General features: G+C 71.4%; 26 protein-coding genes and 1 tRNA gene. 15 read left to right on the plus strand and 12 right to left on the minus strand.

What is annotated here, in order from left to right; all coding sequences use genetic code 11:
* Positions 1–24: 24 nt before the first annotated feature.
* The 5 genes from OHU74_RS12585 to OHU74_RS12605 all read left to right on the plus strand — a co-directional run bounded on the left by OHU74_RS12585 (position 25) and on the right by OHU74_RS12605 (position 6,315).
* On the plus strand, positions 25–978 hold the full coding sequence (locus tag OHU74_RS12585) for a siderophore-interacting protein (protein WP_371615977.1): 954 nt from the start codon (positions 25–27) through the stop codon (positions 976–978).
* 154 nt (positions 979–1,132) lie between these two features.
* On the plus strand, positions 1,133–2,614 hold the full coding sequence (locus OHU74_RS12590; RefSeq protein WP_371615978.1) for an aspartate aminotransferase family protein: 1,482 nt from the start codon (positions 1,133–1,135) through the stop codon (positions 2,612–2,614).
* Positions 2,598–3,899, plus strand: coding sequence for a lysine N(6)-hydroxylase/L-ornithine N(5)-oxygenase family protein (locus tag OHU74_RS12595; RefSeq protein ID WP_371615979.1), 1,302 nt, complete (start codon positions 2,598–2,600; stop codon positions 3,897–3,899). The genes OHU74_RS12590 and OHU74_RS12595 overlap by 17 nt, the downstream gene beginning before the upstream one ends.
* Positions 3,896–4,534: a GNAT family N-acetyltransferase gene (locus OHU74_RS12600; protein ID WP_371615980.1), complete on the plus strand. Its 639-nt coding sequence runs from the start codon at positions 3,896–3,898 to the stop codon at positions 4,532–4,534. Before OHU74_RS12595 ends, OHU74_RS12600 begins: the two co-directional genes overlap by 4 nt.
* Positions 4,531–6,315, plus strand: coding sequence for an IucA/IucC family siderophore biosynthesis protein (locus OHU74_RS12605; protein ID WP_371615981.1), 1,785 nt, complete (start codon positions 4,531–4,533; stop codon positions 6,313–6,315). Before OHU74_RS12600 ends, OHU74_RS12605 begins: the two co-directional genes overlap by 4 nt.
* 73 nt (positions 6,316–6,388) lie before the next feature.
* Here OHU74_RS12605 and OHU74_RS12610 read toward each other — a convergent pair whose 3' ends face one another.
* Both OHU74_RS12610 and OHU74_RS12615 read right to left on the minus strand, forming a co-directional pair.
* On the minus strand, positions 6,389–7,411 hold the full coding sequence (locus OHU74_RS12610) for a hypothetical protein (RefSeq protein ID WP_371615982.1): 1,023 nt from the start codon (positions 7,409–7,411) through the stop codon (positions 6,389–6,391).
* Positions 7,412–7,456: 45 nt separating this feature from the next.
* On the minus strand, positions 7,457–9,049 hold the full coding sequence (locus OHU74_RS12615) for a beta-N-acetylhexosaminidase (protein ID WP_371615983.1): 1,593 nt from the start codon (positions 9,047–9,049) through the stop codon (positions 7,457–7,459).
* Between the two features lie 52 nt (positions 9,050–9,101).
* Between OHU74_RS12615 and OHU74_RS12620 the strand changes: the two genes are divergently transcribed.
* The 3 genes from OHU74_RS12620 (at position 9,102) to glmS (ending at position 12,228) form a co-directional block, all read left to right on the plus strand.
* Positions 9,102–9,956: a DUF4429 domain-containing protein gene (locus OHU74_RS12620; RefSeq protein WP_371615984.1), complete on the plus strand. Its 855-nt coding sequence runs from the start codon at positions 9,102–9,104 to the stop codon at positions 9,954–9,956.
* A 107-nt stretch (positions 9,957–10,063) separates the two neighbouring features.
* Complete coding sequence (locus OHU74_RS12625) at positions 10,064–10,339, plus strand: hypothetical protein (RefSeq protein ID WP_330296507.1); 276 nt, start codon at positions 10,064–10,066, stop codon at positions 10,337–10,339.
* 71 nt (positions 10,340–10,410) lie between these two features.
* Positions 10,411–12,228 (plus strand): glutamine--fructose-6-phosphate transaminase (isomerizing), encoded by a 1,818-nt coding sequence (glmS, locus tag OHU74_RS12630; protein WP_371615985.1) that lies wholly within the window; start codon positions 10,411–10,413, stop codon positions 12,226–12,228.
* A gap of 97 nt (positions 12,229–12,325) precedes the next feature.
* Here the strand turns inward: glmS and OHU74_RS12635 are convergent, their stop codons facing one another.
* A complete protein-coding gene (locus tag OHU74_RS12635) occupies positions 12,326–12,892 on the minus strand; it encodes a GPR1/FUN34/YaaH family transporter (protein WP_371615986.1) in 567 nt (188 codons plus the stop codon).
* A gap of 99 nt (positions 12,893–12,991) precedes the next feature.
* Complete coding sequence (locus OHU74_RS12640) at positions 12,992–13,522, minus strand: universal stress protein (RefSeq protein ID WP_328298807.1); 531 nt, start codon at positions 13,520–13,522, stop codon at positions 12,992–12,994.
* A 476-nt stretch (positions 13,523–13,998) separates the two neighbouring features.
* On the opposite strand from OHU74_RS12640, the gene OHU74_RS12645 reads away from it, so the two are divergent.
* From OHU74_RS12645 to OHU74_RS12660, 4 genes are all read left to right on the plus strand, one after another.
* On the plus strand, positions 13,999–14,319 hold the full coding sequence (locus OHU74_RS12645; RefSeq protein ID WP_371615987.1) for a hypothetical protein: 321 nt from the start codon (positions 13,999–14,001) through the stop codon (positions 14,317–14,319).
* Positions 14,320–14,695: 376 nt separating this feature from the next.
* Positions 14,696–15,865, plus strand: a complete 1,170-nt coding sequence (locus OHU74_RS12650; protein ID WP_330296511.1) for a helix-turn-helix domain-containing protein — start codon at positions 14,696–14,698, stop codon at positions 15,863–15,865.
* Positions 15,866–15,954: 89 nt separating this feature from the next.
* Complete coding sequence (gene orn, locus OHU74_RS12655; protein ID WP_330296512.1) at positions 15,955–16,557, plus strand: oligoribonuclease; 603 nt, start codon at positions 15,955–15,957, stop codon at positions 16,555–16,557.
* Positions 16,558–16,664: 107 nt separating this feature from the next.
* Positions 16,665–16,737: transfer RNA gene (locus OHU74_RS12660), tRNA-His, on the plus strand.
* Between the two features lie 87 nt (positions 16,738–16,824).
* On the opposite strand, the gene OHU74_RS12665 is transcribed toward OHU74_RS12660, so the two are convergent.
* A complete protein-coding gene (locus OHU74_RS12665; RefSeq protein ID WP_371615988.1) occupies positions 16,825–17,664 on the minus strand; it encodes an NAD(P)H-binding protein in 840 nt (279 codons plus the stop codon).
* 97 nt (positions 17,665–17,761) lie between these two features.
* Here OHU74_RS12665 and OHU74_RS12670 point away from each other — a divergent pair, with 97 nt between their 5' ends.
* On the plus strand, positions 17,762–18,268 hold the full coding sequence (locus OHU74_RS12670) for a MarR family winged helix-turn-helix transcriptional regulator (RefSeq protein ID WP_371615989.1): 507 nt from the start codon (positions 17,762–17,764) through the stop codon (positions 18,266–18,268).
* Between the two features lie 152 nt (positions 18,269–18,420).
* On the plus strand, positions 18,421–19,710 hold the full coding sequence (locus OHU74_RS12675; RefSeq protein WP_371615990.1) for an MFS transporter: 1,290 nt from the start codon (positions 18,421–18,423) through the stop codon (positions 19,708–19,710).
* Here OHU74_RS12675 and OHU74_RS12680 read toward each other — a convergent pair.
* The 6 genes from OHU74_RS12680 to OHU74_RS12705 form a co-directional block, all read right to left on the minus strand.
* The gene (locus OHU74_RS12680; RefSeq protein ID WP_371615991.1) at positions 19,625–19,927 is read right to left on the minus strand and encodes a hypothetical protein; all 303 of its coding nucleotides are present in this window, start codon (positions 19,925–19,927) and stop codon (positions 19,625–19,627) included. The two genes, OHU74_RS12675 and OHU74_RS12680, sit on opposite strands and share 86 nt — an antisense overlap.
* A gap of 99 nt (positions 19,928–20,026) precedes the next feature.
* Entirely contained in the window at positions 20,027–20,701 is a 675-nt protein-coding gene (locus tag OHU74_RS12685) for an NADPH-dependent F420 reductase (protein ID WP_371615992.1), read from the minus strand.
* 27 nt (positions 20,702–20,728) lie between these two features.
* Complete coding sequence (locus OHU74_RS12690) at positions 20,729–21,385, minus strand: disulfide bond formation protein B (protein WP_371615993.1); 657 nt, start codon at positions 21,383–21,385, stop codon at positions 20,729–20,731.
* Positions 21,386–21,396: 11 nt separating this feature from the next.
* On the minus strand, positions 21,397–21,561 hold the full coding sequence (locus tag OHU74_RS12695; RefSeq protein WP_371615994.1) for a DUF5993 family protein: 165 nt from the start codon (positions 21,559–21,561) through the stop codon (positions 21,397–21,399).
* Positions 21,562–21,629: 68 nt separating this feature from the next.
* The gene (locus tag OHU74_RS12700) at positions 21,630–23,000 is read right to left on the minus strand and encodes a sensor histidine kinase (protein WP_371615995.1); all 1,371 of its coding nucleotides are present in this window, start codon (positions 22,998–23,000) and stop codon (positions 21,630–21,632) included.
* 22 nt (positions 23,001–23,022) lie between these two features.
* Positions 23,023–23,712, minus strand: a complete 690-nt coding sequence (locus OHU74_RS12705; RefSeq protein WP_330296521.1) for a response regulator transcription factor — start codon at positions 23,710–23,712, stop codon at positions 23,023–23,025.
* Positions 23,713–23,791: 79 nt separating this feature from the next.
* On the opposite strand from OHU74_RS12705, the gene OHU74_RS12710 reads away from it, so the two are divergent.
* Positions 23,792–24,331 (plus strand): hypothetical protein, encoded by a 540-nt coding sequence (locus OHU74_RS12710; protein WP_371615996.1) that lies wholly within the window; start codon positions 23,792–23,794, stop codon positions 24,329–24,331.
* A gap of 10 nt (positions 24,332–24,341) precedes the next feature.
* Here the strand turns inward: OHU74_RS12710 and OHU74_RS12715 are convergent, their stop codons facing one another.
* Positions 24,342–25,214 carry a fused MFS/spermidine synthase gene (locus tag OHU74_RS12715; RefSeq protein ID WP_330296523.1) on the minus strand — a complete coding sequence of 291 codons (873 nt, stop codon included), beginning with the start codon at positions 25,212–25,214 and terminating at the stop codon, positions 24,342–24,344.
* Positions 25,215–25,227 lie beyond the last annotated feature (13 nt).

Here is a 25,227-nt window from a genome sequence, read left to right on the forward strand (position 1 = left end):
CCGACTCCCGGGGGGACTCTCCGCATGACCGCCACCGCATCTGCCGCCACCACCGAGGCCGCCGAAACAGCCGAGATCGCCGAGATCGCCGAAACAGCCGAAGACATCCCGCACTTCGGCTTCTTCGAGCTCGAAGTCCTCCGCACGCGCCGCCTCGGCCACTCGTTCCTGCGGATCACCTTCGGCGGCGCGTCCCTCGCGGGGTTCCGCTCGGGCGGCTACGACCAGAGCCTGTCCCTCTTCCTGCCGCCCGCCGGCCGGGAGCACACCGTGCTGCCGTCCACGGCCGAGGACACCTGGTTCGCGCAGTGGCGCGCGATGCCGGACGAGGAGCGCCCGGTGATGCGCTCGTACACGGTCCGCGAGCAGCGGCGGACTCCCGAGGGGGTGGACGAGGTCGACATCGACTTCGTGCTCCACGGAGACGCTTCTCCGGCCTCGTACTGGGCGGGCCGCGCGGTCACCGGCCGCCGGATCATGGCCATCGGACCGATGGTCGCGGAGAACAAGTCCGTGCGCTTCCAGCCGCCGGCGGGCACCGACGCGATCCTGATGTACGCCGACGAGACCGCCCTGCCGGCCGCCGCCGCGATCCTGGACCGGCTCGCGGACGGCACCCGGGTCAAGGCCTGGTTCGAGGTGCCGCACGAGGACGACCGGCTGGTCCTGCCGACGCTCGCCGATGCCGACATCACCTGGGTCGTCCGCGCCGGCGGCGCGGGCCGTGAGCGCACCGACCACCTGCTGGAGGTGGTCCGGGCGGCCGCAATACCGGCCGCCGAAGCCCCGTACGCCTGGATCGCGGGCGAGGCCGCGACGATCCGGGCGGTCCGCAGGCACTTCGTGCAGGAGCGCGGCGTCGACCGCCGCGCGGTGCGCTTCACCGGCTACTGGCGGCTCGGCGCGAGCGAGGAGGAACTCCTCGCGGAGGCGTACGCGGGCCGGGCGCCCAGCGAGGACCCGGGCGCTGCCCTCTAGCCGCCGTCGAGTCAACTTCCGTTCCTCCGAGAACACTTGAAATGGGTCCCGGCTTCCCGCCGGGGCCCATCCCCATTTGGAGAGTAAGTTAGGTTAGGCTAACCTAATCAACACACCCCACGCCCCCCTCTCCCCCCTGCCCGGAGGAAAGTTGATGCGTCAGCATCTGCTCAACGAGACGACCGCGGACCTCTACCGGCGCTCCGTCACCGAGGGAGTCGCGCGCGTCGCGGCCAAAATCGCGACCACGGAGCGGCCCCACACCGGCGTATCCGTGGACGAACTCGCCCCGGTCATCGCCGGCATCGACCTGGACGCCCCCCTCGAAGACGCGGCCGCCGCCCTCGACGAGCTGGAGGACGTCTACCTCCGCGACGCCGTCTACTTCCACCACCCGCGCTACCTCGGGCACCTCAACTGCCCGGTGGTCATCCCGGCCGTACTCGGCGAGGCCGTCCTCTCGGCCGTCAACTCCTCGCTGGACACCTGGGACCAGTCCATCGGCGGCACGCTCATCGAGCGCCGCCTCATCGACTGGACCGCCGGGCGCATCGGCCTCGGCCCCGGCGCGGACGGCATCTTCACCTCCGGCGGCAGCCAGTCGAACTTCCACGCACTGCTCCTGGCCCGCGACGAGGCCTGCCGCATCGTGATGAAGAACAGCACCGGCGAGCTCCCGAAGTCCGAAGTCCTCCCCAAACTACGGATCTTCACCTCCGAGGCCAGCCACTTCAGCGTCAAGAAGTCGGCCGCCATGCTCGGACTCGGCTACGAGGCCGTCATCGCCGTCCCCGTCGACCGCAACCGCCGGATGGACACCTCCGTCCTCGCGCTGGAGCTGGAGAACTGCGCCCGCGAGGGCCTCTTCCCGATGGCCGTCGTCGCGACCGCCGGCACCACCGACTTCGGGTCCATCGACCCGCTCCCCGAGATCGCCCGGCTGGCCGCCGAGCACTCCGCCTGGATGCACGTGGACGCCGCGTACGGCTGCGGCCTGCTGGTCTCCCCCACCCGCCGGCACCTGCTCGACGGCATCGAGCACGCCGACTCGGTGACGGTCGACTACCACAAGTCCTTCTTCCAGCCGGTCAGTTCCAGCGCCCTGCTGGTGCGCGACCGCGACACGATGAAGCACGCCACGTACCACGCGGACTACCTCAACCCCCGCCGGATGGCGCAGGAGCGCATCCCCAACCAGGTCGACAAGTCGATCCAGACCACGCGCCGCTTCGACGCGCTCAAGCTCTGGATGACCCTGCGCGTGATGGGCGCCGACGGGATCGGCTCGCTCTTCGACGAGGTCGTCGACCTGGCCGCGGCCGGCTGGGACCTCATCGACGCCGACCCGCGCTTCGAGGTCGTGGTCAAGCCTCAGATCTCCACCCTGGTCTTCCGGTACGTGCCCGAGGGCGAGGTGCGCGCAGATCTGGTCGACGAGGCCAACCTCCATGCCCGCAAGGCCCTGTTCGCCTCGGGCGAGGCAGTGGTGGCCGGCACCAAGGTGGACGGCAGGCAGTACCTGAAGTTCACCCTCCTCAACCCGCAGACCACCACGGCCGACATCACGGCCGTGCTCGACCTCCTCGCCGCACACGCCGAGCAGTTCCTGGGAGAATCCCTTGTCGTCCACTCGTGAGCCCCGTGACTTCATCGGAATCGGCCTCGGTCCCTTCAACCTGGGACTTGCCTGCCTGACCGCACCGATCGACGAGCTCGACGGCCTCTTCATCGAGTCGAAGCCGCACTTCGAGTGGCACGCCGGGATGTTCCTGGACGGCGCGCACCTGCAGACGCCGTTCATGTCGGACCTGGTCACCCTCGCCGACCCGACCTCGCCCTTCTCCTTCCTGAACTACCTGAAGGACAAGGACCGGCTGTACTCCTTCTACATCCGCGAGAGCTTCTACCCGCTGCGCGCCGAGTACAACGACTACTGCCGCTGGGCCGCCGACCGGCTCGACAACGTCCAGTACTCCACCTCGGTCACCGAGGTCACCTACGACGAGCGGGCCGGCCTCTACGAGGTCCACACCGACCGCGGCGAGACCCACCTGGCCCGCCGCCTGGTCCTGGGCACCGGCACCCCGCCGTTCGTACCGCAGGCGTGCGCGCAGGTGGGCGGCGACTTCACGCACAACTCCGCCTACATGCAGAACAAGGCCGCCCTGCAGACGAAGAAGTCGATCACCCTGGTCGGCTCCGGCCAGAGCGCGGCCGAGATCTACTACGACCTGCTCGCCGAGATCGACGTGCACGGCTACCAGCTCAACTGGGTCACCCGCTCCCCGCGGTTCTTCCCGCTGGAGTACACCAAGCTGACGCTGGAGATGACCTCACCCGAGTACGTGGACTACTTCCACGCGCTCCCCGAGGACACCCGTTACCGCCTGGAGAGCCAGCAGAAGAACCTCTTCAAGGGCATCGACGGCGAGCTCATCAACGCCATCTTCGACCTGCTCTACCAGAAGAAGGTCACCTCGCCGGGCCCGGTCACCACCACCCTGCTCACCAACACCTCGCTGAACTCGGCCGCGTACGACACCACCACGGGCACGTACACGCTCGGGCTGCGCCAGGAGGAGCAGGAGCGCGACTTCTCCCTCTCCAGCGAGGGCCTGGTCCTGGCGACGGGCTACCGGTACGAGCTCCCCGAGTTCCTGAACCCCGTACGCGGCCGCCTGAACTTCGACGGCCACGGCCGCCCCGACGCGGCACGCAACTACAGCATCGACACCACCGGCCGCGGCGTGTTCCTCCAGAACGGCACCGTCCACAACCACTCGATCACCTCGCCCGACCTGGGCATGGCCGCGTACCGCAACGCGTACATCATCGGCGAGCTGCTCGGCCGCGAGTACTACAAGGTCGAGAAGTCCATCGCGTTCCAGCAGTTCGCCGCCCCGGAAGGCACCTTCGCATGAGCACCACCACCGACGCCCCCTTCACCCGCACCGACCCGGCCCTCGGCGCCTTCTCGGTCCGCCCGCTGGACCCCTTCGCCGACGCGGAACTGCTGCACGGCTGGGTCACGCACCGCAAAGCCGCGTTCTGGATGATGCAGGAAGCCTCGCTGCCCGACGTGGAGCGCGAGTACATGAAGATCGCCGCCGCCGAGCACCACGAGGCCTTCATCGGCCTCCACGAGGGCCGACCCGCCTTCCTGATGGAGCGCTACGACCCGAGCCGGCTGGAACTGGTCGGCCTCTACGAGGCCCTGCCCGGGGACGTCGGCATGCACTTCCTCGTCGCCCCCAGCGACACCCCCGTGCACGGGTTCACCCTCGCGGTCATCACCACCGTCATGGCCTCCCTCTTCGCCGACCCGGCCACCCGCCGCGTCGTGGTGGAGCCCGACGTCCGCAACACGGCCGTCCACGCGCTGAACGAGGCCGTCGGCTTCGTACCCGACGGCCCGGTCGTCAAGCCGGAGAAGGAAGCCCTGCTGAGCTTCTGCACCCGCGAACAGTTCGAAGCCGCCACCGGTCTCGCGACCGGCCTCACCTCCGGCCTCACCACCGGTCCCACCACCGGCCTCACCACGGGAGAGTCGATATGAGCCTCGCCGACGCCGTCTCCCACCTCTCCCCCGAGCTGTGGGCCCGCGCCAACCGGGCCCTGGTCAAAAAGGCCCTGGCGGAGTTCTCCCACGAGCGCCTGCTCGCTCCGGCCCCCCTGGGCGACTCCCGCTACTCGGTCCTGAGCGACGACGGCTCCGTGGAGTACCGCTTCACCGCGGCCCTGCACGCCCTGGACCACTGGGCGGTGGACGAGGCCTCCGTCACCCGCCACCGGGACGGCGCGCAGCTGCCGCTGGACGCGATCGACTTCCACATCGAGCTGAAGGACTCCCTCGGCCTGAGCGCCGAGGTCCTGCCGGTCTACCTGGAGGAGATCTCCTCCACCCTGGCCGGATCGGGCTTCAAGTACACGAAGCCGCAGATCTCCTCGTCGGTGCTGGCCAAGTCCTCCTTCCAGGACATCGAGACCGGCATGACCGAGGGCCACCCCTGCTTCGTCGCCAACAACGGCCGCCTCGGCTTCGGTGTGCACGAGTACCTCTCGTACGCCCCGGAGGCCGCGAGCCCGGTCCACCTGGTGTGGGTGGCGGCCCGCAAGGACGTCTCCACCTTCACGGCGGGCTCCGGCCTGGACCACGGCTCCTTCATGCGGGCCGAGCTGGGCGAGGCGGCCGTCGAGGGGTTCGAGGATCGGCTGAAGGCCCTGGGCCTGGACCCGGCGGACTACCACTTCTTCCCGGTCCACCCCTGGCAGTGGTGGAACAAGACCACGGTCACCTTCGCCGCCGAGATCGCCAATCGCCGCCTGGTCCTGCTGGGCGAGGGCGAGGACTCCTACCTCGCGCAGCAGTCGATCCGTACCTTCTTCAACACCAGCGCCCCCGAGAAGCACTACGTCAAAACGGCGATCTCGGTCCTCAACATGGGCTTCATGCGCGGCCTCTCCGCCACGTACATGGAGGCCACCCCGGCGATCAACGACTGGCTGCACCAGCTGATCCAGTCGGACGAGGTCCTCCGGTCGGTCGACTTCTCGATCATCCGCGAGCGCGCGGCGATCGGCTACCACCACCGCCAGTACGAGCGCGCGACCGACCGCTACTCCCCGTACCGCAAAATGCTGGCGGCCCTGTGGCGCGAGTCCCCGGTGGCCTCGCTCCAGGAAGGCGAGCGCCTGGCCACCATGGCCTCGCTCCTCCACGTGGACTCCGCGGGCGACTCCTTCGTCGGCGCCCTCATCGCGGAGTCGGGCCTCACCCCGGCCGAATGGCTGCGCTCGTACCTGCGCGCCTACCTGGTCCCCCTCCTGCACTGCTTCTACCAGTACGACCTGGCGTACATGCCGCACGGCGAGAACACGATCCTCGTCATCGAGAACGGCGTGGTGAAGCGGGCGATCTTCAAGGACATCGCCGAGGAGATCGTGGTCATGGACCCGGACGCGGTCCTGCCGCCGGCCGTGGAGCGCGTCAAGGCCGACATCCCGGAAGACATGAAGCTCCTGTCGATCTTCACGGACGTCTTCGACTGCTTCTTCCGCTTCCTGAACTCGATCCTGGTCTCCGAGGGCATCTGCGAGGAGTCCACCTTCTGGCGGGCGGTCGCCGACTGCGCCCACGACTACCAGGACTCCGTCCCGGCCCTGGCGGACCGCTTCGCCCGCTACGACCTCTTCGCGGACGAGTTCCAGCTGTCCTGCCTCAACCGCCTCCAGCTGCGCAACAACAAGCAGATGGTCGACCTCGCCGACCCCTCCGCCGCCCTCCAGCTGATCGGCACCCTCAAGAACCCCGTCGCGCCCTACGCCGCGCGGCGGTGACCGGGGGAGGGGCGGTACCGATACGGTCCCTCGACGCCGCCCCTCCCCTACCCCCCTGCGGCGGGACCCCGCATCAGGAGCCCGTCGGCCCCTTGGCGGGAGCCAGCTTGGCGAACCAGTCGGCGGCCTCCTGCGCGCTCAGCACCCGTTCCAGCACCAGGTCGCCGTGCATACCGGGGAAGAACCGCCCGGCGGGCCAGCTCCGCCGGTACGGGGGCGGGTCCAGGACGAGCAGCCGGACGCCGTCCACGACGGCGATGTCGGCCGGCGTGCCCTCGTTGAAGATCCAGCCTCCGTCCGCGCCGACCAAGTTGAACGCCCCCGTCGTCGGGACCTGCCCCGCGGCGTCCCGGCACACGGCGGTCTCCCGCGCCGAAGGCGCCTCGCCGGGCACGTGCCGCCCACCGGCGAGCACGTCCGCGAGCAGCGTGTGCAGCTGGAAGTTGTCGCCGATTCCGCTCATGCGCAGGGCGTATCCCGTCCCGCTCTCGCGGTGCAGGACGACGAGCGGCTCGTCGTCCAGCACGCGCAGCGCGTAGTCCAGGCACTTGAACTCGTGACCGGAGGCCTCGGCGACCCGCTCGACGAGGGCGAGCAGCTCCGCCTTGCCCTCGGCCGTCCGGCGCACGGCCGGGTCGTTGAGCACGGCGACGGCCGCCATCTCCCACTGCGGCAGAGTGAACCAGCCGACCGCGGGCCCGGAGCCCACCCGCTCGACGATCTCGTCGGAGAACGCGCCGTCGGGGTCGGGCAGTTCTCCGCCCCCCGTATCCGCCCAGCGGGCGCTGAAGTCGGCGGCCGCCGCGAAGGCCTCGCGCGCCCCGGCGAAGATCACCGGCGCGCACGCCGGAGCGTCCGCGCCCCGCTCGACGCACGCCCCGACGACCACCGCGACCGTGGACCGGGGACCGGGCGGCAGGTCCGGAAGCAGCACCGCCAAACGCGGCCCCGCTTCCAGGTACTCGCCGTCACCGGCGTTCCCGCTCGTCCGGTGGAGCGGCGCCAGCGCCCGTTGCGCCCGCTTCGGGCTCTGTGCGCGTACGGCCCTTTCGAAGTCCCCCACGGCGTCCAGGAACTTCTTTCTCCCGAATATCATCCGCACATCCTGCATCACCGTCCGATCCCGGTGAACGTGCTGCGCCTATCGCCAGGGCACGTCCGGGGCGCGGTGGTAGTTGACGTCCTGGGAGTCCAGGCGGGGGGCCTGGGCCGCCAGGCGGCGGCTGTACGCGGTCCAGTCGCGGGCGGCGGGCGGGGACCAGCCGAGTTCCGCCAGGCCCAGCACCCTCGGGAAGGCCATGTACTCCAGGTCCGGGCGGGTGGCGATGGTCTCGGTCCACAGCGGGGCCTCCACCCCGAGGATCTCGGACTCCGGGACTCCGGCCAGGTAGGTCCCCGGGTCCCAGTCGTAGGCGCGGCGGACCGGGACGAAGCCCGCCCAGGCCAGGCCCGGCTTGGTCGTCGCGTCGTACTTCATGTCCAGGTAGAGCCGGTCCGCCGGGGACAGGATCAGCGGGTGGCCCGCCTTCGCGGCCGCGGCCACCGCCGCCTTCTCCGGGGCCGCCGTGCGGTCGTGGCCCCAGTACTGGAGCACCGCGCCCGGCGCCGGGTGCGCCGTCGCGAGCTGGTGCCAGGCGATCACCGTCTTGCCGTGCTTGGCCACGGCCTCCTGCGCCCGGTCCATGAACGCCGCGTAGTCCGCCGCCGGTGTGGAGTGGGCCTCGTCGCCGCCGATGTGGAGGTAGGGGCCGGGCGTGAGCTCCGCCAGCTCCCCGAGCACCTGGTCGATGAACTCGTAGGTCCGCTCCTTGCCCACGCACAGGGAGCTGAAGCCGACCTTGATCCCGGTGTAGCGCTCGCGCGCCTTGCCGTCGCAGTTCAGCTCCGCGTACGAGGCCTGCGCCGCGTTCACGTGGCCCGGCATGTCGATCTCCGGGACCACGTCCACGTACCGCTCCCCCGCGTACGCCACCAGGTCCCGGTACTGGTCCTTCGTCCAGTACCCGCCGGGCCCGCCGCCGACCTCGCTGCCTCCCCCGTACTGCGCGAGCTTCGGCCAGGAGTCGATCGCCAGGCGCCAGCCCTGGTCGTCGGTCAGGTGCAGGTGCAGGGTGTTGACCTTGTACTGCGCGAGCTGGTCCACGTACCGCTTGACCTGCTCGACCGTGAAGAAGTGGCGGGCCACGTCCACCATCGCCCCGCGGTACGCGAAGCGCGGCGCGTCCGTGACCGTCCCGCCGGGCACCGTCCCCGGACCGGACACCGGGAGCAGCTGGCGCAGCGTCTGGCCGGCGTGGAAGAGCCCGGCGGGCGTGCGGGCGGTGAGGGTGACACCGTCGGGGCCGGACTCCAGCCGGTACCCCTCGGCGCCCGCCCCCTCGGTCCCCTCGTCGATCCGCAGCCGGATCCCGTCGCCCTCCGCGCCGTCGACCACGGGCACCGGCAGTCCGCTGGGTCCCCGGAGCTGCTCGGCGAGGAGTTCCCCGACCTTGCGGACCTCTTCGTCGTCCGTGGTGCCGGTACGGACGACCGTGCCCGGACCGAAGGCGTACCCCGGGCCCGCGGCGTGCGCGGAGACGGGCGCCGGCAGGATCCGGCCATAGGGGGCGAGCGCGGCGGGGCCCGCGCCCGCGGGCCGGGGGTCGTCGGCCCCGTGCGCGGCGGTGCAGGACGCGGTCGCGGGGACGGCGGCGAGGACGAGCAGGGCGGCGAGCGCGCGGCGCGGGACTCTCATGCCACCAGGTATAGACCAGATGGGCCCGCGAGGACGGTGCGAGAATCCCGAGGTGGCGGAAATCATCCAGAAGGACGGTACGTGGACCTTCGACGGGGACTCGGTGCGCATCGTGCCGGGCCGCGACAAGGCGGTGGGACTGCTGCGCCAGACGCTGGGCGAGGTGGTCGTCCCGCTGCGCGCGCTCGCCGGCATCTCCTACGAACCGGGGCGCAAGGCGGGCAGGTTGCGGCTGCGGCTGCGTGACGGCGCCGATCCGCTCCTCCAGGTGACGGGCGGGCGGCTGCCGGAGGCCTCCGATCCGTACCGGCTGACCGTGGAGCCGGACCGGGCCGGGGTCGCGGAGTACTTCGTGGACGAGGTGCGCAACTCGCTGCTGCTGGACCAGGTGGATCCCGGGCCCGCGGACTCCTACCTGCTGCCGGGGCCGCCGGTGCCGATCACGGTCGGCGCGGGTGACGGGACGGTGGCCTTCGACGGGGACCGGGTGGCCCTGGACTGGAACTGGACCACGGAGGAGGCCAAGCGCTCGGGCGGGCCCCGGGAGTTCCGGATCGGGGACGTGCGGTCGGTGGAGTGGGCTCCGTCGAAGGGGCTGACGAACGGGTGGCTCCGCTTCACCCTGGCCGGTGCGACGGCGGCCGCGCCCGCTCCGAAGTACGACCCGCACGCGGTGGAGCTGTCCGGCTTCAAGAAGGATCCGCTGATGGCGCTGGTCGCCGCGGCCGTGGCGGTCCGCATGCCCCACCCGGCGGCACCCTCGGCGGATCACGCGACGGCGCCCTCGGAGGGGACCCACGACGCCCTGCTGCGGCGACTGCGCGAGCTGGGGGAGCTGCAGCGGGCCGGGGTCCTGACGACCGAGGAGTTCACCACGGCGAAAGCGGCGATTTTGGGACGTTTCTGAGCACCATAGACCGGAATTACCCCCTCCTCTGGTCCAGACCAGAGCGATCCTGCCCGATTTCGGGCAGGATCTTTGCGTTCTGCGGCTCGGACCGTCAATATCGACGGATGCCCGACCGCCGCCCGTCGTACGACGACCTCGTCGACCACCTGGTGCGCAGCACCTCGCTCCAGCGAGGGGAAGCCGCCCGTGTGGTGCTCGACGTGCTCGCGTACTTCGACGAGACGACGGAGGAGTTCGTCCGCCGCCGCCACCGTGAGCTCCAGTCCGGCGGCGCGGTCAACGCGGACATCTTCGAGCGGATCGCGGCCGAGCTGCCGCACCGTGCGGTGGCCCCGCCGGAGCTGTCGCTCCGGCAACTGCGGCGCATCGTCTACGGCTGACCGCCGGCCCCCGCGAGGGCGGGCGCAGGGCAGTGGCAAGAGCATTCGAACTTCAGGAGGGGTAAGACCTTATGTGCGGAATCGTGGGTTATATCGGCAAGCGTGACGTGGCACCGCTGCTGCTGGAGGGCCTGCAGCGACTGGAGTACCGCGGATACGACTCCGCGGGCATCGTCGTCAACAGCCCGAAGGCCCCGGCCCTGAAGGTCGTCAAGGCCAAGGGCCGCGTACGCGAGCTGGAGTCCCGGGTACCCAAGCGCTTCGCCGGCACCACCGGTATCGCGCACACCCGCTGGGCCACCCACGGTGCCCCGAGCGACACCAACTCCCACCCGCACCTGGACGCCGACAACAAGGTCGCAGTCGTCCACAACGGCATCGTCGACAACGCCTCCGAGCTGCGCGCCAAGCTCGAGGCCGACGGCGTGGTCTTCCTCTCGGAGACCGACACCGAGGTGCTCGTCCACCTGATCGCCCGCTCCGAGGCCGACACCCTCGAGGGGAAGGTCCGCGAGGCGCTCAAGGTCGTCGAGGGCACCTACGGCATCGCCGTCATGCACTCCGACTTCCCCGACCGCATCGTCGTCGCCCGCAACGGCTCCCCGGTCGTCCTCGGCATCGGCGAGAAGGAGATGTTCGTCGCCTCGGACATCGCCGCGCTCGTCGCCCACACCCGCCAGATCGTCACCCTCGACGACGGCGAGATGGCCACCCTGAAGGCCGACGACTTCCGCACCTACACCACCTCCGGCACGACGACCACCGCCACGCCCGAGACCGTGGAGTGGGAGGCCGCCTCGTACGACATGGGCGGCCACGACACGTACATGCACAAGGAGATCACCGAGCAGGTCGACGCCGTCGACCGCGTGCTGCGCGGCCGGATCGACGACCGGTTCAACACCGTCCACCTGGGCGGCCTGAACCTGGACCCGCGCGAGGCGCGCGGCATCCGCCGCGTCAAGATCCTGGGCTGCGGCACCTCGTACCACGCCGGCCTGATCGGCGCGGGCCTCATCGAGGGCCTCGCCCGGATCCCCGCCGACGCCGAGCCGGCCTCCGAGTTCCGCTACCGCAACCCGGTCGTGGACCCCGACACCCTCTACATCGCGGTCTCCCAGTCCGGTGAGACGTACGACGTGCTCGCGGCCGTGCAGGAGCTCAAGCGCAAGGGCGCCCGCGTCCTCGGCGTGGTCAACGTGGTCGGCTCCGCGATCGCCCGCGAGGCCGACGGCGGCGTGTACGTGCACGCCGGCCCCGAGGTCTGCGTGGTCTCCACCAAGTGCTTCACCAACACGGTCGTGGCCTTCGCGCTGCTCGCCGTGCACCTCGGCCGCATCCGCGACCTGTCCGTCACCGACGGCAAGCGGATCATCGAGGGCCTGCGCAAGCTGCCCGCCCAGATCCAGGAGATCCTGGACGGCGAGGAAGACATCAAGAAGCTCGCGGCCGAGTACGCCGAGGCCAAGTCGATGATGTTCATCGGCCGGGTGCGCGGCTACCCGGTGGCCCTGGAGGCCTCCCTGAAGCTCAAGGAGATCTCCTACATCCACGCCGAGGCCTACCCGGCCTCCGAGCTCAAGCACGGCCCGCTGGCGCTCATCGAGCCGGCGATGCCCACGGTCGCGATCGTCCCGGACGACGACCTGCTGGAGAAGAACCGCGCGGCGCTGGAGGAGATCAAGGCCCGCAGCGGCCGGATCCTCGCGGTCGCCCACCGCGAGCAGGAGAAGGCCGACCACACCATCCTCGTGCCCAAGAACGAGGACGAGCTGGACCCGATCCTGATGGGCATCCCGCTCCAGCTCCTGGCGTACCACACCGCCCTGGCCCTGGGCCGGGACATCGACAAGCCGCGCAACCTGGCGAAGTCCGTCACCGTCGAGTAGCAGCGCAGCGGCCGTAGAGCTGTCGGCCGCGCACGAGGAAGGCCCCCGGGGATCCCCCGGGGGCCTTCTCGCGCACCTGCGCCGCAGGCGCCGGCCGTCAGCTCGCGGCGACCGCTCCGCGCGAGCCCTTGCCGAGCGCCATAGGCCAGCTCGCCAGCGCCGCGGTGGCCCCGTACCAGGCCAGCAGCCCGGAGAGCGCGGCCGCCCAGCCCGCCGCCTTGACCAGCCCGCCGGTGTCGGCGAACGTGCCTATCGCCAGGAGCAGCAGGGAGAGGGTGAACAGGCCGTACACACCCTGACCGAACAGGCCGCCCGGAGCAGCGGCGGTGAGGGTCAGCGCGAGCATGGCGAACAGGACGAGGAACAGTCCGGCCGCGTGTGCCGAAACCTTTCCGTCGGCGCCGTTGGCCCAGGTGAACCAGAAGGCACCGATGCCCGCGAACGCCGTTCCGTTGAAGCCGTTGCCGCCGCGGAATTCGAGGATCCCGAGGACGAACAGGGCGAGACCGCCAAGGAAGGTCGCGAGCGACACGGAGTTGGCGACGGTCACACCGCTGATGATTCCGGTCTGGCCGATACCGAACGCGAGAAGGGTGAGACCCAGGGCGATGTGCCCGAGGGTCGAAGTCGAGGCCGTGCTTCCCGCAGAGACACCATTGTCCACGGCGGGCTCCCTTCGATCTGCAGTTGTTTGCTGCGTCCCAGCAGCATTTATCTACCCCTTACAAGGGGGTTCACAACCACACAATCGACATACAGTCGGTTACGGGATGACAACAACCGGTCGCTGCGCCCGCTTCGCCAGCCGGCCCGCCACCGATCCGAAGATCCGGCCGACGATCCCGTGCGTGGAGCCGACCACGATGGCGTCCGCCGAGTACTCCCGGCCGACCTCCTCCAGCTCGTGGCAGATGTCCCCGCCCCGCTCCACGAGGATCCAGGGAACCTCGGCCAGATAGTCCGCGCAGGCCAGCTCCAGACCCAGCACCTCGGTGCGGTGGTCCGGCACGTCCACGAAGACGGGCGGCTCGCAGCCGGCCCACACGGTGGTGGGGAGCCGGTTGGCGACATGGACGATGATCAGACCCGATCCGGAGCGACGGGCCATGCCGATCGCGTACGCGAGGGCGCGCTCACTGGACGTGGATCCGTCGAATCCCACGACGACCCCGTGCCGGAAGGCCGGGTCGCAGGGATGACGTGGTTGTTCCACCGCGCGCAGGTCGGCCGATTCGGGGTCGGCGAGGCGTTTGCGCTTGCGGTCCGCGGGTTCGGAGAATTCGTGACCGGCCATGGGTGTCTCGGCGAAGAGGTCCTCGGGCGAAGGGACAAGGCGGCTGGGCGGCAGTGGGTGGAAGTGACGATGCGAACGGTGAAGATTCGGAGAATGGCAACTCAGTGTGACTGAGCTCTGTCCGGGAAGCATCTTCCCAAGCCCATACCCACCAGGGTACGGCGACACTCCTGTGCTGCACAGGGCTTGCCGCCCCTGGAGAGCGTCCAAGGGAGCATGCCGCAGCGACGCTGCCTTGGCAATGGCCGCTGCCCCCTACAGCCAGTGACGAGCCACTCCCTTGCCGGGCACGTGCCACCCCTGCGCGCAGTGACCGAGCCGCGCCGCCCGCCGTTGGACACGAGTCCGACCGTCCAGGAAGAGCACGCAGGGAGCACGCCGTGCCCGGTCATCCGGTTCACCCCGTCCAGCCCGCTCAGTCGCCCGCTCAGCCGACGCAGTCCGTCCACATGCCGCCTCCACCGCTTCACCCGTCCGTGCCATCCGCGAGGCGCCCCCACGAGGACCCCGCGGGTGACGTGGTGCGCTGGGCGGCCTTCAGCTGCCTGCTCGTCCCCGTCGTCCTCGTCGTCTACGGGACCTCCTTCGGCGGGGCGGCGGTGGCCACCCTCGGCCTGGCCGCCGTCACGGCCGCCTGCCGGGTGCTGCTGCGCCACTCGGAGAAGGCCGGAAGGAGTGCGGCAGCGGTTCTCGCGGAGGACCGTACGGCGGCCGCCCAGCGCGGCCGGCACTCGCGCGCCGGGGCCGGAACCCACCGCGGTTGTCATGGTTCCGGCGGGATGTCCCCTCACGACTGACCGGTTCGCACATCCACACCCGCATGTTTTCAGCCAACTTCCCGGCAGGTCACCCTCCTTGCCGGAATGTCCCCCCACCCCCCTCACCATCAGCGAAGACGGCGCCGGAGGGGGGCTTTGACCCTATGGGTACTGGCCATGGCCGGACAGCGTGCTTCCCACCCGGGTAGCGGAGTGGAACGCTTCCTGATCGAATGCTTTTCGCCAAGTTGCCAAGTCGACATAGCGCTGCGTGCTGAACTTGTCACGCCGACACCACGGGACGCAGTAGATTCGATCATGTATTTACGGCGGGGGATCCACGTGCAAGGCCGAGGGGAAACGTGCAGGTGCGACCAGACCAAGGAGTCGCGACACCCAAGGGGGGCTTAGCGCCATGAGCCAGGATTCCACCGCCGTCGTCGTAGACGGCAGGAAGCTCGCGGGGCGTCGCCGCAGGGAGATCGTCGCGGTGCTGCTGTTCAGCGGCGGGCCGATCTTCGAGAGCTCCATTCCACTTTCCGTGTTCGGCATTGACCGGCAGGATGCGGGAGTTCCACGCTATCGACTGCTCGTGTGCGCCGGTGAGGACGGTCCACTGCGGACCACCGGCGGACTCGAACTGACCGCGCCATACGGGCTGGAGGCGATCGCCCGGGCAGGCACGGTCGTCGTGCCCGCGTGGCGTTCCATCACCTCACCGCCGCCGCCGGAGGCGCTCGACGCACTGCGTCTGGCGCACGAGGAGGGGGCCCGGATCGTCGGACTGTGCACGGGAGCCTTCGTGCTCGCCGCGGCCGGTCTGCTGGACGGCCGGCCCGCGACGACGCACTGGATGTACGCGCCGACGCTGGCCAAGCGCTACCCGTCCGTCCACGTCGATCCGCGCGAGCTGTTCGTCGACGACGGCGACGTGCTGACGTCCGCGGGCACCGCGGCCGGAATCGATCTGTGCCTGCACATCGTGCGTACGGACCACGGCAGCGAGGCGGCCGGGGCCCTGGCCCGCAGGCTCGTCGTCCCGCCGCGCCGTACGGGCGGCCAGGAGCGCTACCTCGACCGGTCGCTGCCGGAAGAGATCGGCGCCGATCCGCTGGCCGAGGTCGTGGCCTGGGCGCTGGAACACCTCCACGAGCAGTTCGACGTGGAGACGCTGGCAGCGCGCGCCTACATGAGCAGGCGCACGTTCGACCGGCGGTTCCGCTCGCTCACCGGCAGCGCACCGCTGCAGTGGCTGATCACCCAGCGGGTGCTCCAGGCACAGCGGCTGCTGGAGACCTCCGACTACTCGGTCGACGAGGTCGCCGGACGCTGCGGGTTCCGCTCGCCCGTCGCCCTGCGCGGGCACTTCCGCCGCCAGCTGGGGTCCTCTCCGGCCGCCTACCGGTCCGCCTACCGGGCCAGGCGCCCGCAGGCGGACGCCGCCCAGGTGGCCCAGCTGTCGGAGTCGCCGGTTCCGCACCAGCGCACTCCGCAGCCGCAACGGACCGCGGCGGCACTGGCCGCGGCGGGTCCCACGGTGACGGAGCTGTACGCCCCGGGCCGGGTCCTGCGCGAGCACGCGTAGCGCGCGCAGCCCCGTAAGGGCACTGCTCGGACAAGGTCCCCCACATCGGAATCACCGATGTGGGGGACCTTCCGCATAAGGTGGGGCGCATGAACGACCGCATGGTGTGGATCGACTGCGAGATGACCGGGCTCTCGTTGACGGACGACGCACTTATCGAGGTGGCCGCACTGGTCACCGACTCGGAGCTCAACGTGCTCGGCGAAGGCGTGGACATCGTGATCCGCCCGCCGGACGCGGCCCTGGAGACCATGCCCGACGTGGTGCGCGAGATGCACACCTCCTCCGGCCTGCTCGACGAGCTGGCCGGCGGGACCACCCTCGCGGACGCCGAGGCGCAGGTCCTGGCCTACGTACGGGAACACGTGAAGGAGCCCCGCAAGGCCCCGCTCTGCGGAAACACGGTCGGTACCGACCGCGGCTTCCTGCTGCGCGACATGGCCGCGCTGGAGGGGTACCTGCACTACCGGATCGTGGACGTGTCCTCGATCAAGGAGCTGGCGCGCCGCTGGTACCCGCGCGCCTACTTCAACAGCCCGCCGAAGAACGGCAACCACCGGGCGCTCGCGGACATCAAGGAGTCCATCGCCGAGCTGCGTTACTACCGGGAGGCCGTCTTCGTGCCGCAGCCCGGACCGGACTCGGACACGGCGCGCACCATCGCCGCCAAGCACGTCGTCCCGGGCGAGTAACTCCGCCCTCAGCACCTCCCGGAGGCCGGCGGGGGAAAGGGGGGCGCGAGCACCCTCCCGGACCCTGTACGCTTTTCTTCGGCCGGTCGGTTTTCCGACCGGACATGGTGGGTGTAGCTCAGTTGGTAGAGCACCTGGTTGTGGTCCAGGTGGCCGCGGGTTCAAGTCCCGTCACTCACCCTGCGAGAGGGCCTCGTTCCGCGAAAGCGGAGCGGGGCCTTCTGCGTTTCCCGAGACCTTTCCCACGGGGCTCCGCGTCCTGCCGCACTAGGCGCGGGACGCCTCGCCGCGGAAGGCGTCCGCATGGTCCGCGGACCAGGTGGCGAAGGTCCGGGGTGCGTGGCCGGTGAGCTGCTCGACGGCGTCGGTCAGGCTGACCGGCAGGCCGTCGGTGGCGGCCCAGAAGTCGAGCAGGGCCTCGGCGTAGGGACCCGGTATGTAGCCGTCGACCTCGGCCTTCCACTGCTCGCGGGAGACGGGCTCGAAGGGTATGGAGCGTCCGACCGCCTCGCCCACTATGGCCAGCTGGGCGGCGAAGGTCAGCGACTGCGAGCCGGTCAGCGTGTACGCCCGGCCGCCGAGCGAGGGGTCGGTGAGCACCGCGAAGGCGGACTCCGCGACATCGGCCTCGTGGACCGGGTCGCAGTAGGAGCCCGGATAGGGCAGGTGCACCGGGCGGCCGGACTTCAGCGACCAGGCCCAGGCGAGGGCGTTGTTCGCGAAGGAGCCGGGGCGCAGCAGGGTGGTGCGCAGCGGGGAGGCGAGGAGGGCCCGCTCCACCGCGAGGTGGCCCGCGGCGAGCGGGCTCTGCTCGGCGTCGGCATCCAGGACCGAGGAGGAGGAGAGCAGGACGACGTGCTCGACGCCGGCCCGCACGGCCTCCTTCACGAAGGCGTCGATGGCGGAGGCCTCGGCGTAGAGGAAGACGGAGCGGACTCCGGCGAGGGCGGCGGGGAAGGTGGCCGGATCGCTCAGATCGCAGTGGACGGTCCCGGGTTTGTCCGGCTCGCGGGAAGCGAGGCGGTGCGGGAGCCCGCGGGCGGTGAGGAGGGAGGAGAGGGCGCGGGCGATGGCGCCGCGGCCGCCGGTGACGAGGATGTCCGACATGGGAAACGCTCCTTCTGAGTAGACTGAACACGTGACGCAGATTCTGCGTTGCACATTCTCTGCGTCACACAGTTAAATTTGAAGCACGGAGAAGCGGATGTCAACCAATAACCCTCGTTCGGGTGAGTCCTGGAGCCGCGCCGAGCTGCTCGCGCGCATCGTCACCGAGAGCCAGCGGCACTACGCCGACTACTCGCTCTTCAGCCAGGCCATGGCCGACCACATCGGCCTGCACCCCACCGACCTGCAGTGCGTCGCCCTCCTCGACATGGAGCCCGGCCCCGTCAGCACCGGTGACATCGCCCGGCTCACCGGCCTCACCTCCGGCTCCGCCACCCGCCTGGTCGACCGCATGGTCAAGGCCGGCATCGTCGAGCGCCACGCCGATCCCCACGACCGCCGGCGCTCGCTCGTCGCCCTCGCCCCCGCCGCCCGCGACCGGATCGGCGCCGCGTGGGACACCCCCGGCCGGGCCTTCGGCGCCGTACTGGAGAGCTACTCCGACGCCGAACTCGCCGTCATCGGCGACTACCTGCACCGCGCCGCCGAAGTCGGCCGCGCCCAGGCCAAGCGGCTGACCTCCGGCACGGGCGACACCGGCTGACGCGGACAGCCACCAACCGCCGTCCACCGTCTGCCAGCCAGCCAGCCAGCCGCACACCTACCCAAGCCCCCGCTCCGCCGCTACGGTCCCTCCAACGGGCAACGGCGCGCGCCGGAGAAACGGGAGGGTCGGCGTGCGGCTGGAGGTTGTCCGTGTCCCTGTCCGCATCCGCCGCCGCCCCCGGCGGCTTCCGCGGGGTGTTCGCACTCGGCGGTACCGCACTCCCCGTCTACGGGTTCCTCGCGCGGCTCCCCGCCGCGCTGTGCCCCATCGGGACGCTCCTGCTCATCAACGACCGCGACGGCATCGGCGAAGCCGGGACGGTCGCCGCGGCCCTCTGGCTCGGCCAGGCCCTCGGCGGCCCGGTCATCGGCCGGCTCGCCGACCGGCGCGGCCACCGCCCCGTCCTGCTCCTCGCCTGCGCCGCGAACGCCGCCGTGCTCGCCGCCCTGGTCGCCGCCGTCCTCGGCGGGCTGCCGCTGGCCGCGCGGACGGGGCTCGCCGTGGCCGCCGGTCTGACCGTGCCGCAGATCGGGCCGCTGGCCCGGGCCCGCTGGGCACGGCTGGCCGGAGACGACAGGGCCCTGGTCGGGGCCGCGCTCTCCTTCGACACCACCCTCGACGAGGTCGGCTTCATGGTGGGGCCCGCGCTGGCCGGGATCCTCGCGGTGACCGTGCACCCCGCCTCGGGGCTCGTCCTCGCAGCGGTGCTGATCATGGTCTTCGGGACGCTCTTCGCCGTGCATCCCACGGCGCCCGGGCCGACGCCGGGGACCGCGGCCGCGCGTGACGACGTACGGCTGTGGTCGCCCGGGCTGGCCCTGCTGTTCGCCATGGCCGTCCTGCAGGGCTCCGCCTGGAGTGCGGCCAACACCGGGGTCAACGCGCTGGCCGAGTCGGCCGGATCAGCGGGCTCCGCCGGGCTCATCTGGTCCGCCATGGCCGTGACCAGCTCGGTCACCGGCTTCGTGACGGTGGCCCGGCCGGGTAGGTCCGATCTGACGGTCCGGCTGCGCCGGACGATCACCGTCCAGGCCCTGCTGACGCTGCCCCTGCTCGCGGTGTCGGGCGTGTGGGGCGCGACCTTCGCGGTGGCGGGCATCGGGCTGGCCGTGGCTCCGCACCTCATCGCCCTGTTCGGGCTCGTGGAACGGGCCGCCCCGGCGCGGCGGATGGCCGAGGCCATGACCGTGACCGGCAGCGGGCTGCTCCTCGGGGAGGGACTCGCGGCGGCCCTCGCGGGACCGCTGGCCGAGGCCCACGGCCACCGGGCCGCCTTCGCACTGTCCTGCGGCGCGACGGCCGCCTCCGCGGTGGTGGCGACGGCGGCGGCCGGGCGGGTACGGGGGCTGCGGCTCAGCCCGGCGAGGACTGCAGCGCGGCGAGTCCCTTCGCCAGGTCCTCTGCGTTCATCACGGGACCGACCTCGACCTCGGCGTTGAACTGCATGAACAGGTCCTCCGCCAGGGCCGGCAGCTGCGAGCTCTCCTGGAGGTCGAAGACCATCCACACGGACCGGACGCCCTCGTGCAGGCCGAAGTAGGCGGCCTCCGGCTTGATGGCCTCCATGAGCTTCTTCACGGCCTGGATGAGGGCACCGCTCTTGATGCCCTCGTTGGCCGCGGCCGTGTCGAGATGGGCCCTGAGCATGACTCTCATGCGCGGCTCCTTTCGTCACGGCCACCCTCGGTGCGGGCCCGGGCGGCGGCAACATCTCCGCCTCCGTCCGGGCGCGCCCTCACCCGTCCCGGGGTACGGCTACTGCGTCCGCACCGCGCCCTGGATGTGGAAGTTGAAGTCCGCGTGCCCCAGGGCCCCCATCAGCCGGAGCCAGATCGGCAGCAGCATCTCCGTGCCGCGCGCCGTCTCGATGCCGCCCAGGTCGATGATGGTGCGCTCGCCCCAGCCGAAGGAGTCCAGGAGCTCCCGCACGGCCTTCTTCGCGTCGGCGTCCTCACCCGAAAGGAAGACGGTGTGGTCGCCGGGGACCCTGGCCGGATCGACCATGACCTGGCAGTTCATGGTGTTCAGCGTCTTGACGACCCGCAGCCCGGGGAAGGTCCGCTGGATCAGCTCACCGAGGCTGTCGCTGTCCACGGGGTCGAGGACGGGCGGGAAGCCGTGCGAGAAGTCGAGCGGGTTCGCGATGTCGATCAGGATCTTGCCGTCGAGGTGTTCGGCGTCGGCCTCGTTCAGGGCGGCGATGCTCACCTGCCCGCCGGTGGCGTTGATCAGCGTCTCGCCCTGCCGGGCCGCCTCCGCGAACCCTACGAGGCCCGCCTGCGGCTGGGCGGCCTGCCACTCGGCGTAGTCGCCGCGGGCGAGGGTGGCTTCCGGGTCCCGGGTGCCGATGACCACGTCGTGGCCGAGGGAGAGCAGCCGGGTGGCGATCGTGCGGCCGACGATTCCGGTGCCGAGGACTGCGTAGCGCATGACAACTTCCAATCGAATGACGGGCGATCAGCGAGCCGTCGGCTCGTCCAGGATCCCGACATCGTAGAAGAACTGGTACCGCGACGGGTCGTCCGGCAGGAACCAGTGGAAACCCTCCTCCAGGAAGACGGCCACGACGTTCACGGCGATCACCAGCCCCAGGAACCACAGCGCCGCCAGCCCCACCGACCGGTAGGCGCCCGGCCCTTCGGCCGGAATGGCGCGGTCCGCCGTGGCGTGGGCGAAGGCGAGGACGATGCCGACCGCGACGACCGAGGCCTGGAAGAGGATCCACGCCCAGACGTACAGGTGCAGGCCGAACACCTCGCTCCCGTACCCCTTGTCGCCCGGCAGGACGTGCAGCATCGTCTGGCGCCACGAGGCGAACGAGCCGGCGACGACGGCGACCAGGGACAGGCCCCAGCCCATCATGTAGTCGCGGCCGGTCACCGCTCCCCGCGTCAGCGCCGTGCGGACGATGTGCCCGGCTCCGAGCGCCGCCAGCAGCATGAACATCCGCTGCACGATGCAGAGCGGGCACGGGTACTCCCACAGCCCGAACTGGTAGAAGAGCCCGCCGCAGACCACGCCCGTCCAGCCGATGACGAACAGGCAGGCGAACCAGTACTGGACGCGCCCCAGCAGGCCGCCCTCCATCGGCGCCTCCGGGAGGAGGCTGTACATCGCGGCCACCGTCAGTAGCTCAAGGTGAGGGCGAGACCGCTGGTGATGTGGTGCGCCATCAGCAGGATCACGGCGAGGAGCATGAGCCACCAGGCGCCGAGCACGACCATCCGCGACGTGTCCCGGTACATCGCGATGAGCGTGGCGAGGAGGCCGCCGAAGATGAGGGTGTCCATGGCGCGGACCGTATCGACACGGGGACACACCGGTCGCGCGGCGCGCCCCCGACCGGCCCCGGTTTAGATCAGTTGCCCCGCCGCTTGCGCCGGCTGCGCCGGGCCGACTCGCCCCGGGCCCGCCCGTCGAGCGCGATCCACACCCGTACCTCGGTCCCGCCGAGCACCGAACGCCCCAGCCGTACGTCGCCTCCGGTCGACTCGGCGACCCGCCTCACGATGTCCAGGCCGAGGCCCGTCGAACCGTCGCGGCCCCCGTCGTTGCCCCGGCGCAGCGCCGCGTCCGGGTCGGAGATGCCCGGTCCCGCGTCCGAGACGAGCACGATCACCGCGTCCCCGGCGTCGTGGACGTCCACCGCGAAGGGCGTGCCCTCCGGGGTGTGCCGGAAGACGTTGCCCAGCATGGCGTCGAGCGCCGCGGCGAGCTCCGGCCGGGCCACGGGGATCCGTACCGTACGGTCCACCCCCGCGAGCCGCACCTCGCGGCCCTCGTCCTCCGCCAGCGCCGACCAGAAGGCCATCCGGTCGCGGATCACCTCCGAGGCGTCGCAGCCGGCGCCGCCGCCCGGCGCGGAGGCGGGGGCGCGCTGCTCGCGCGCCGTACGGATGATCGTGTCGACCTCGCGCTCCAGCTGCTCCACGGCCGCCCGCGTCTGTTCCGCCGCCGGACCGTCGCCGAGCGAGGCCGCGTTGAGCCGCAGCACCGTCAGGGGCGTGCGCAGCCGGTGCGAGAGATCGGCGGCCAGCTCCCGCTCGTTGGCGAGGAGTTCCATCACCTGGTCCGCCATCGAGTTGAACGCGACGGCCGCCGAGCGGAGTTCCTTCGGCCCCTCCTCGGGGACCCGGGCCCCCAGCCGGCCCTCCCCCAGCCGGTGCGCGGCGTCCGCGAGCCGCTCGGCCGGCCGCACGAGGCGGGCCCCGAGCCGGTCCGCGACCGCCACCGAGCCCACGATCAGGGCGAGGCCGACTCCGGCGAGGACCACCCAGGCGGTGGCCACGCCGTTGCTGACCTCGCTCTCCGGTACGTGGATCTCCACGACCGCGATGTCCCCGGAGCCGAGCGCGATGGGCTGGAGCAGGGCGGAACCGCCGCCCGCCACCGGGGCCGTGGCCGCCCGGCCGATCCGCCGGGTCTCGGAGACGGCGTGCTCACCGGCCCAGCCGCCGCCGATGTCCACGCGCGGCTTGTCGCCCACGGCCGGGACGTGCACGGCCATCCGCCCCGCGGCGCCCATCTGCGAGGACTCCACGGCTCTGCGCAGCTGCACCGGATCTGTGGTGATGGACAGCGTCGGCCCGATGGTGGCGGCCTGCCGTTCCGCGTTGGAGAACGCCCGGTCGCTGGCCATCTCCTGGACGACCAGCCCGAGCGGTACGGCGAAGGCCACCACCACCATCGCGGTGACGGCCAGGCACACCTTGACGAGCGCCCACCTCACGGCGCGCCCCCGGCCCCGCCGCTCACTGCGGCGGCTCCAGCTTGACCCCGACCCCCCGCAGCGTGTGCAGGTAGCGGGGGCTGGCGGCGGTCTCGCCGAGCTTGCGGCGCAGCCACGACAGGTGGACGTCGATGGTCTGGTCGTCTCCGTACGACTGCTGCCAGACCTCGGCGAGCAGCTCCCTGCGGGCCACGACCACGCCCGGCCGCCCGGCGAGGAAGGTCAGCAGGTCGAACTCCCGCCGCGTGAGGTCCAGTACCGCCCCGTCCAGCTCCGCCTGGCGGCGCAGCGGGTCGATGGCGAGGCCGCCCACGCGCAGGACCCGGGAGGGCGGTTCGGCCCCGGCGGCGGAGCGGGCCCGGCGCAGGACGGCGGCCATCCGGGCCGAGAGGTGCTCCACGGAGAAGGGCTTGGTCAGGTAGTCGTCGGCGCCGTCGTTGAGCAGCCGGACGATCTCCGCCTCGTCGTCGCGGGCGGTGGCGATGATGACGGGCACGTCGGTGATGCCTCGCAGCATCTTCAGGGCCTCGGCCCCGTCCAGGTCGGGCAGCCCGAGGTCGAGGATGACCAGGTCGAAGCGGTGGTGCGCGACCTCGCGCAGTGCCTCCAGGGCGGTGCCGACGCTGCGCACGGTGTGCGAGGCCTCGGTCAGGTGCCGGATGAGGGCGGAACGTACGAACTGGTCGTCCTCGACCACGAGCACACTTGCCATGGCCCGCACCGTAGCCCATTCGGGGGATACCCCGGGGTGGCGGGCCAGGTCTGTGACGGGTGGTGCAGTATGTCCCCCGATGCGAAGAGGACTGGCACATGCGGGGGCGTGGACGCTCGCGACCGGCGCGGCGGTGACGCTGTCGTGGTGGGGCGTGCACACGGTGATGTCCGGGACGGCCTACGATCCGCCGCTCGCGGTGCCGCTGGCCACGCAGCCGCTCTCCTCCTCGACGCACAGCACACTGCCGCCGACCCCGTTCGGGGTGGAGTCCACGCCGTCCACTTCCCCCTCGGCGACGCCGTCGCCCTCCCAGTCGGGGTCCGTCGCGCCCTCCCCGGCCAAGCCCCCGGCACCGTCCGCGACCCCGCAGCCGTCCCGGCAGGGGGCCGCGAACCAGGACGTGAAGGCGTACAGCGTCTCCGGCGGCCGGGCCGTCTTCGGCCTCGGCTCCTCCTCGGCCGAGCTGGTCTCGGCGACCCCGGCGGCCGGCTGGCGGATGCAGGTGTGGAAGCAGGAGTTCTGGATCCGCGTCACCTTCACCCGCGACGGGCGCGAGGTGTCGGTGTTCTGCACCTGGCACGACCACCCGCCGCTGGTGGAGATCGTCGACCCCTGAGGGCAGACCGTTAGCGGAAGACCGAGGGCGGCGGCTGCGGCGAGGCCACGGCCGAGGCGTCCGCGACCGGCGCGGCGCCGCCCGCGAAGTCCGCCAGGGCGCGGCCGTGCTCCACCCGGCCCGGATGTGGATCGCTCGCGACCCGGCGGGTGAACTCCGCCACGGGCAGCTCCCGGTCGGCTGCCACCAGGACCGCGTTCCCGAAGCGCTTGCCCCGCCACACCACGGGATCCGCCGCCATGGCCAGCTCCGGGAACCGGGTCGCGGCCGTCGCGATCTGACCCCGCAGGTGGGAGAGCGGCGGCCCGTCCGCGAGGTTCGCCACGTACCAGCCGCCCGGCGCCAGGGCCCGGCGTACGTCGTCCAGGAACTCGGCGCTCGTCAGGTGCGCGGGGGTGCGGGCGCCGCTGAACACGTCCGCGATCACCAGGTCCGCCCAGCCGTCCGGGATCTTGGCCAGTCCCGCGCGGGCGTCGACCGCGCGGACCCGGACCCGCGCCTGCGGGTCCAGCGGCAGGTGCTCCCGTACGAAGGCCACGAGCCCGGCGTCGATCTCCACGATCTGCTGGGACGAGCGGGGCCGGGTGGCGGCGGTGTAGCGGGCGAGGGTGAAGGCGCCGCCGCCGAGGTGGAGCACGTTCAGGGGCCGACGGGCCGGGCCGAAGAGGTCGATCAGGTGGCCGATCCGGCGCTGGTAGGAGAAGTCCAGGTATCCGGGGTCGTCCAGGTCCACGTGCGACTGCGGGGCGCCGTCGATCAGCAGGGTCCAGGCCCGCGACCGCTCCCGGTCGGGCTCCAGCGCGGCCCGGCCGCCGTCGACCTGCCCGGCGATCTCCTCTGAGGATTCGCGTCCGCGCCGTTTGTCCTTGCCCTTGCCTGCCACGTTCCCATTATGG

Origin of the sequence: Streptomyces sp. NBC_00454 (genome assembly GCF_041434015.1) — a bacterium.
Lineage (GTDB): Bacteria > Actinomycetota > Actinomycetes > Streptomycetales > Streptomycetaceae > Streptomyces.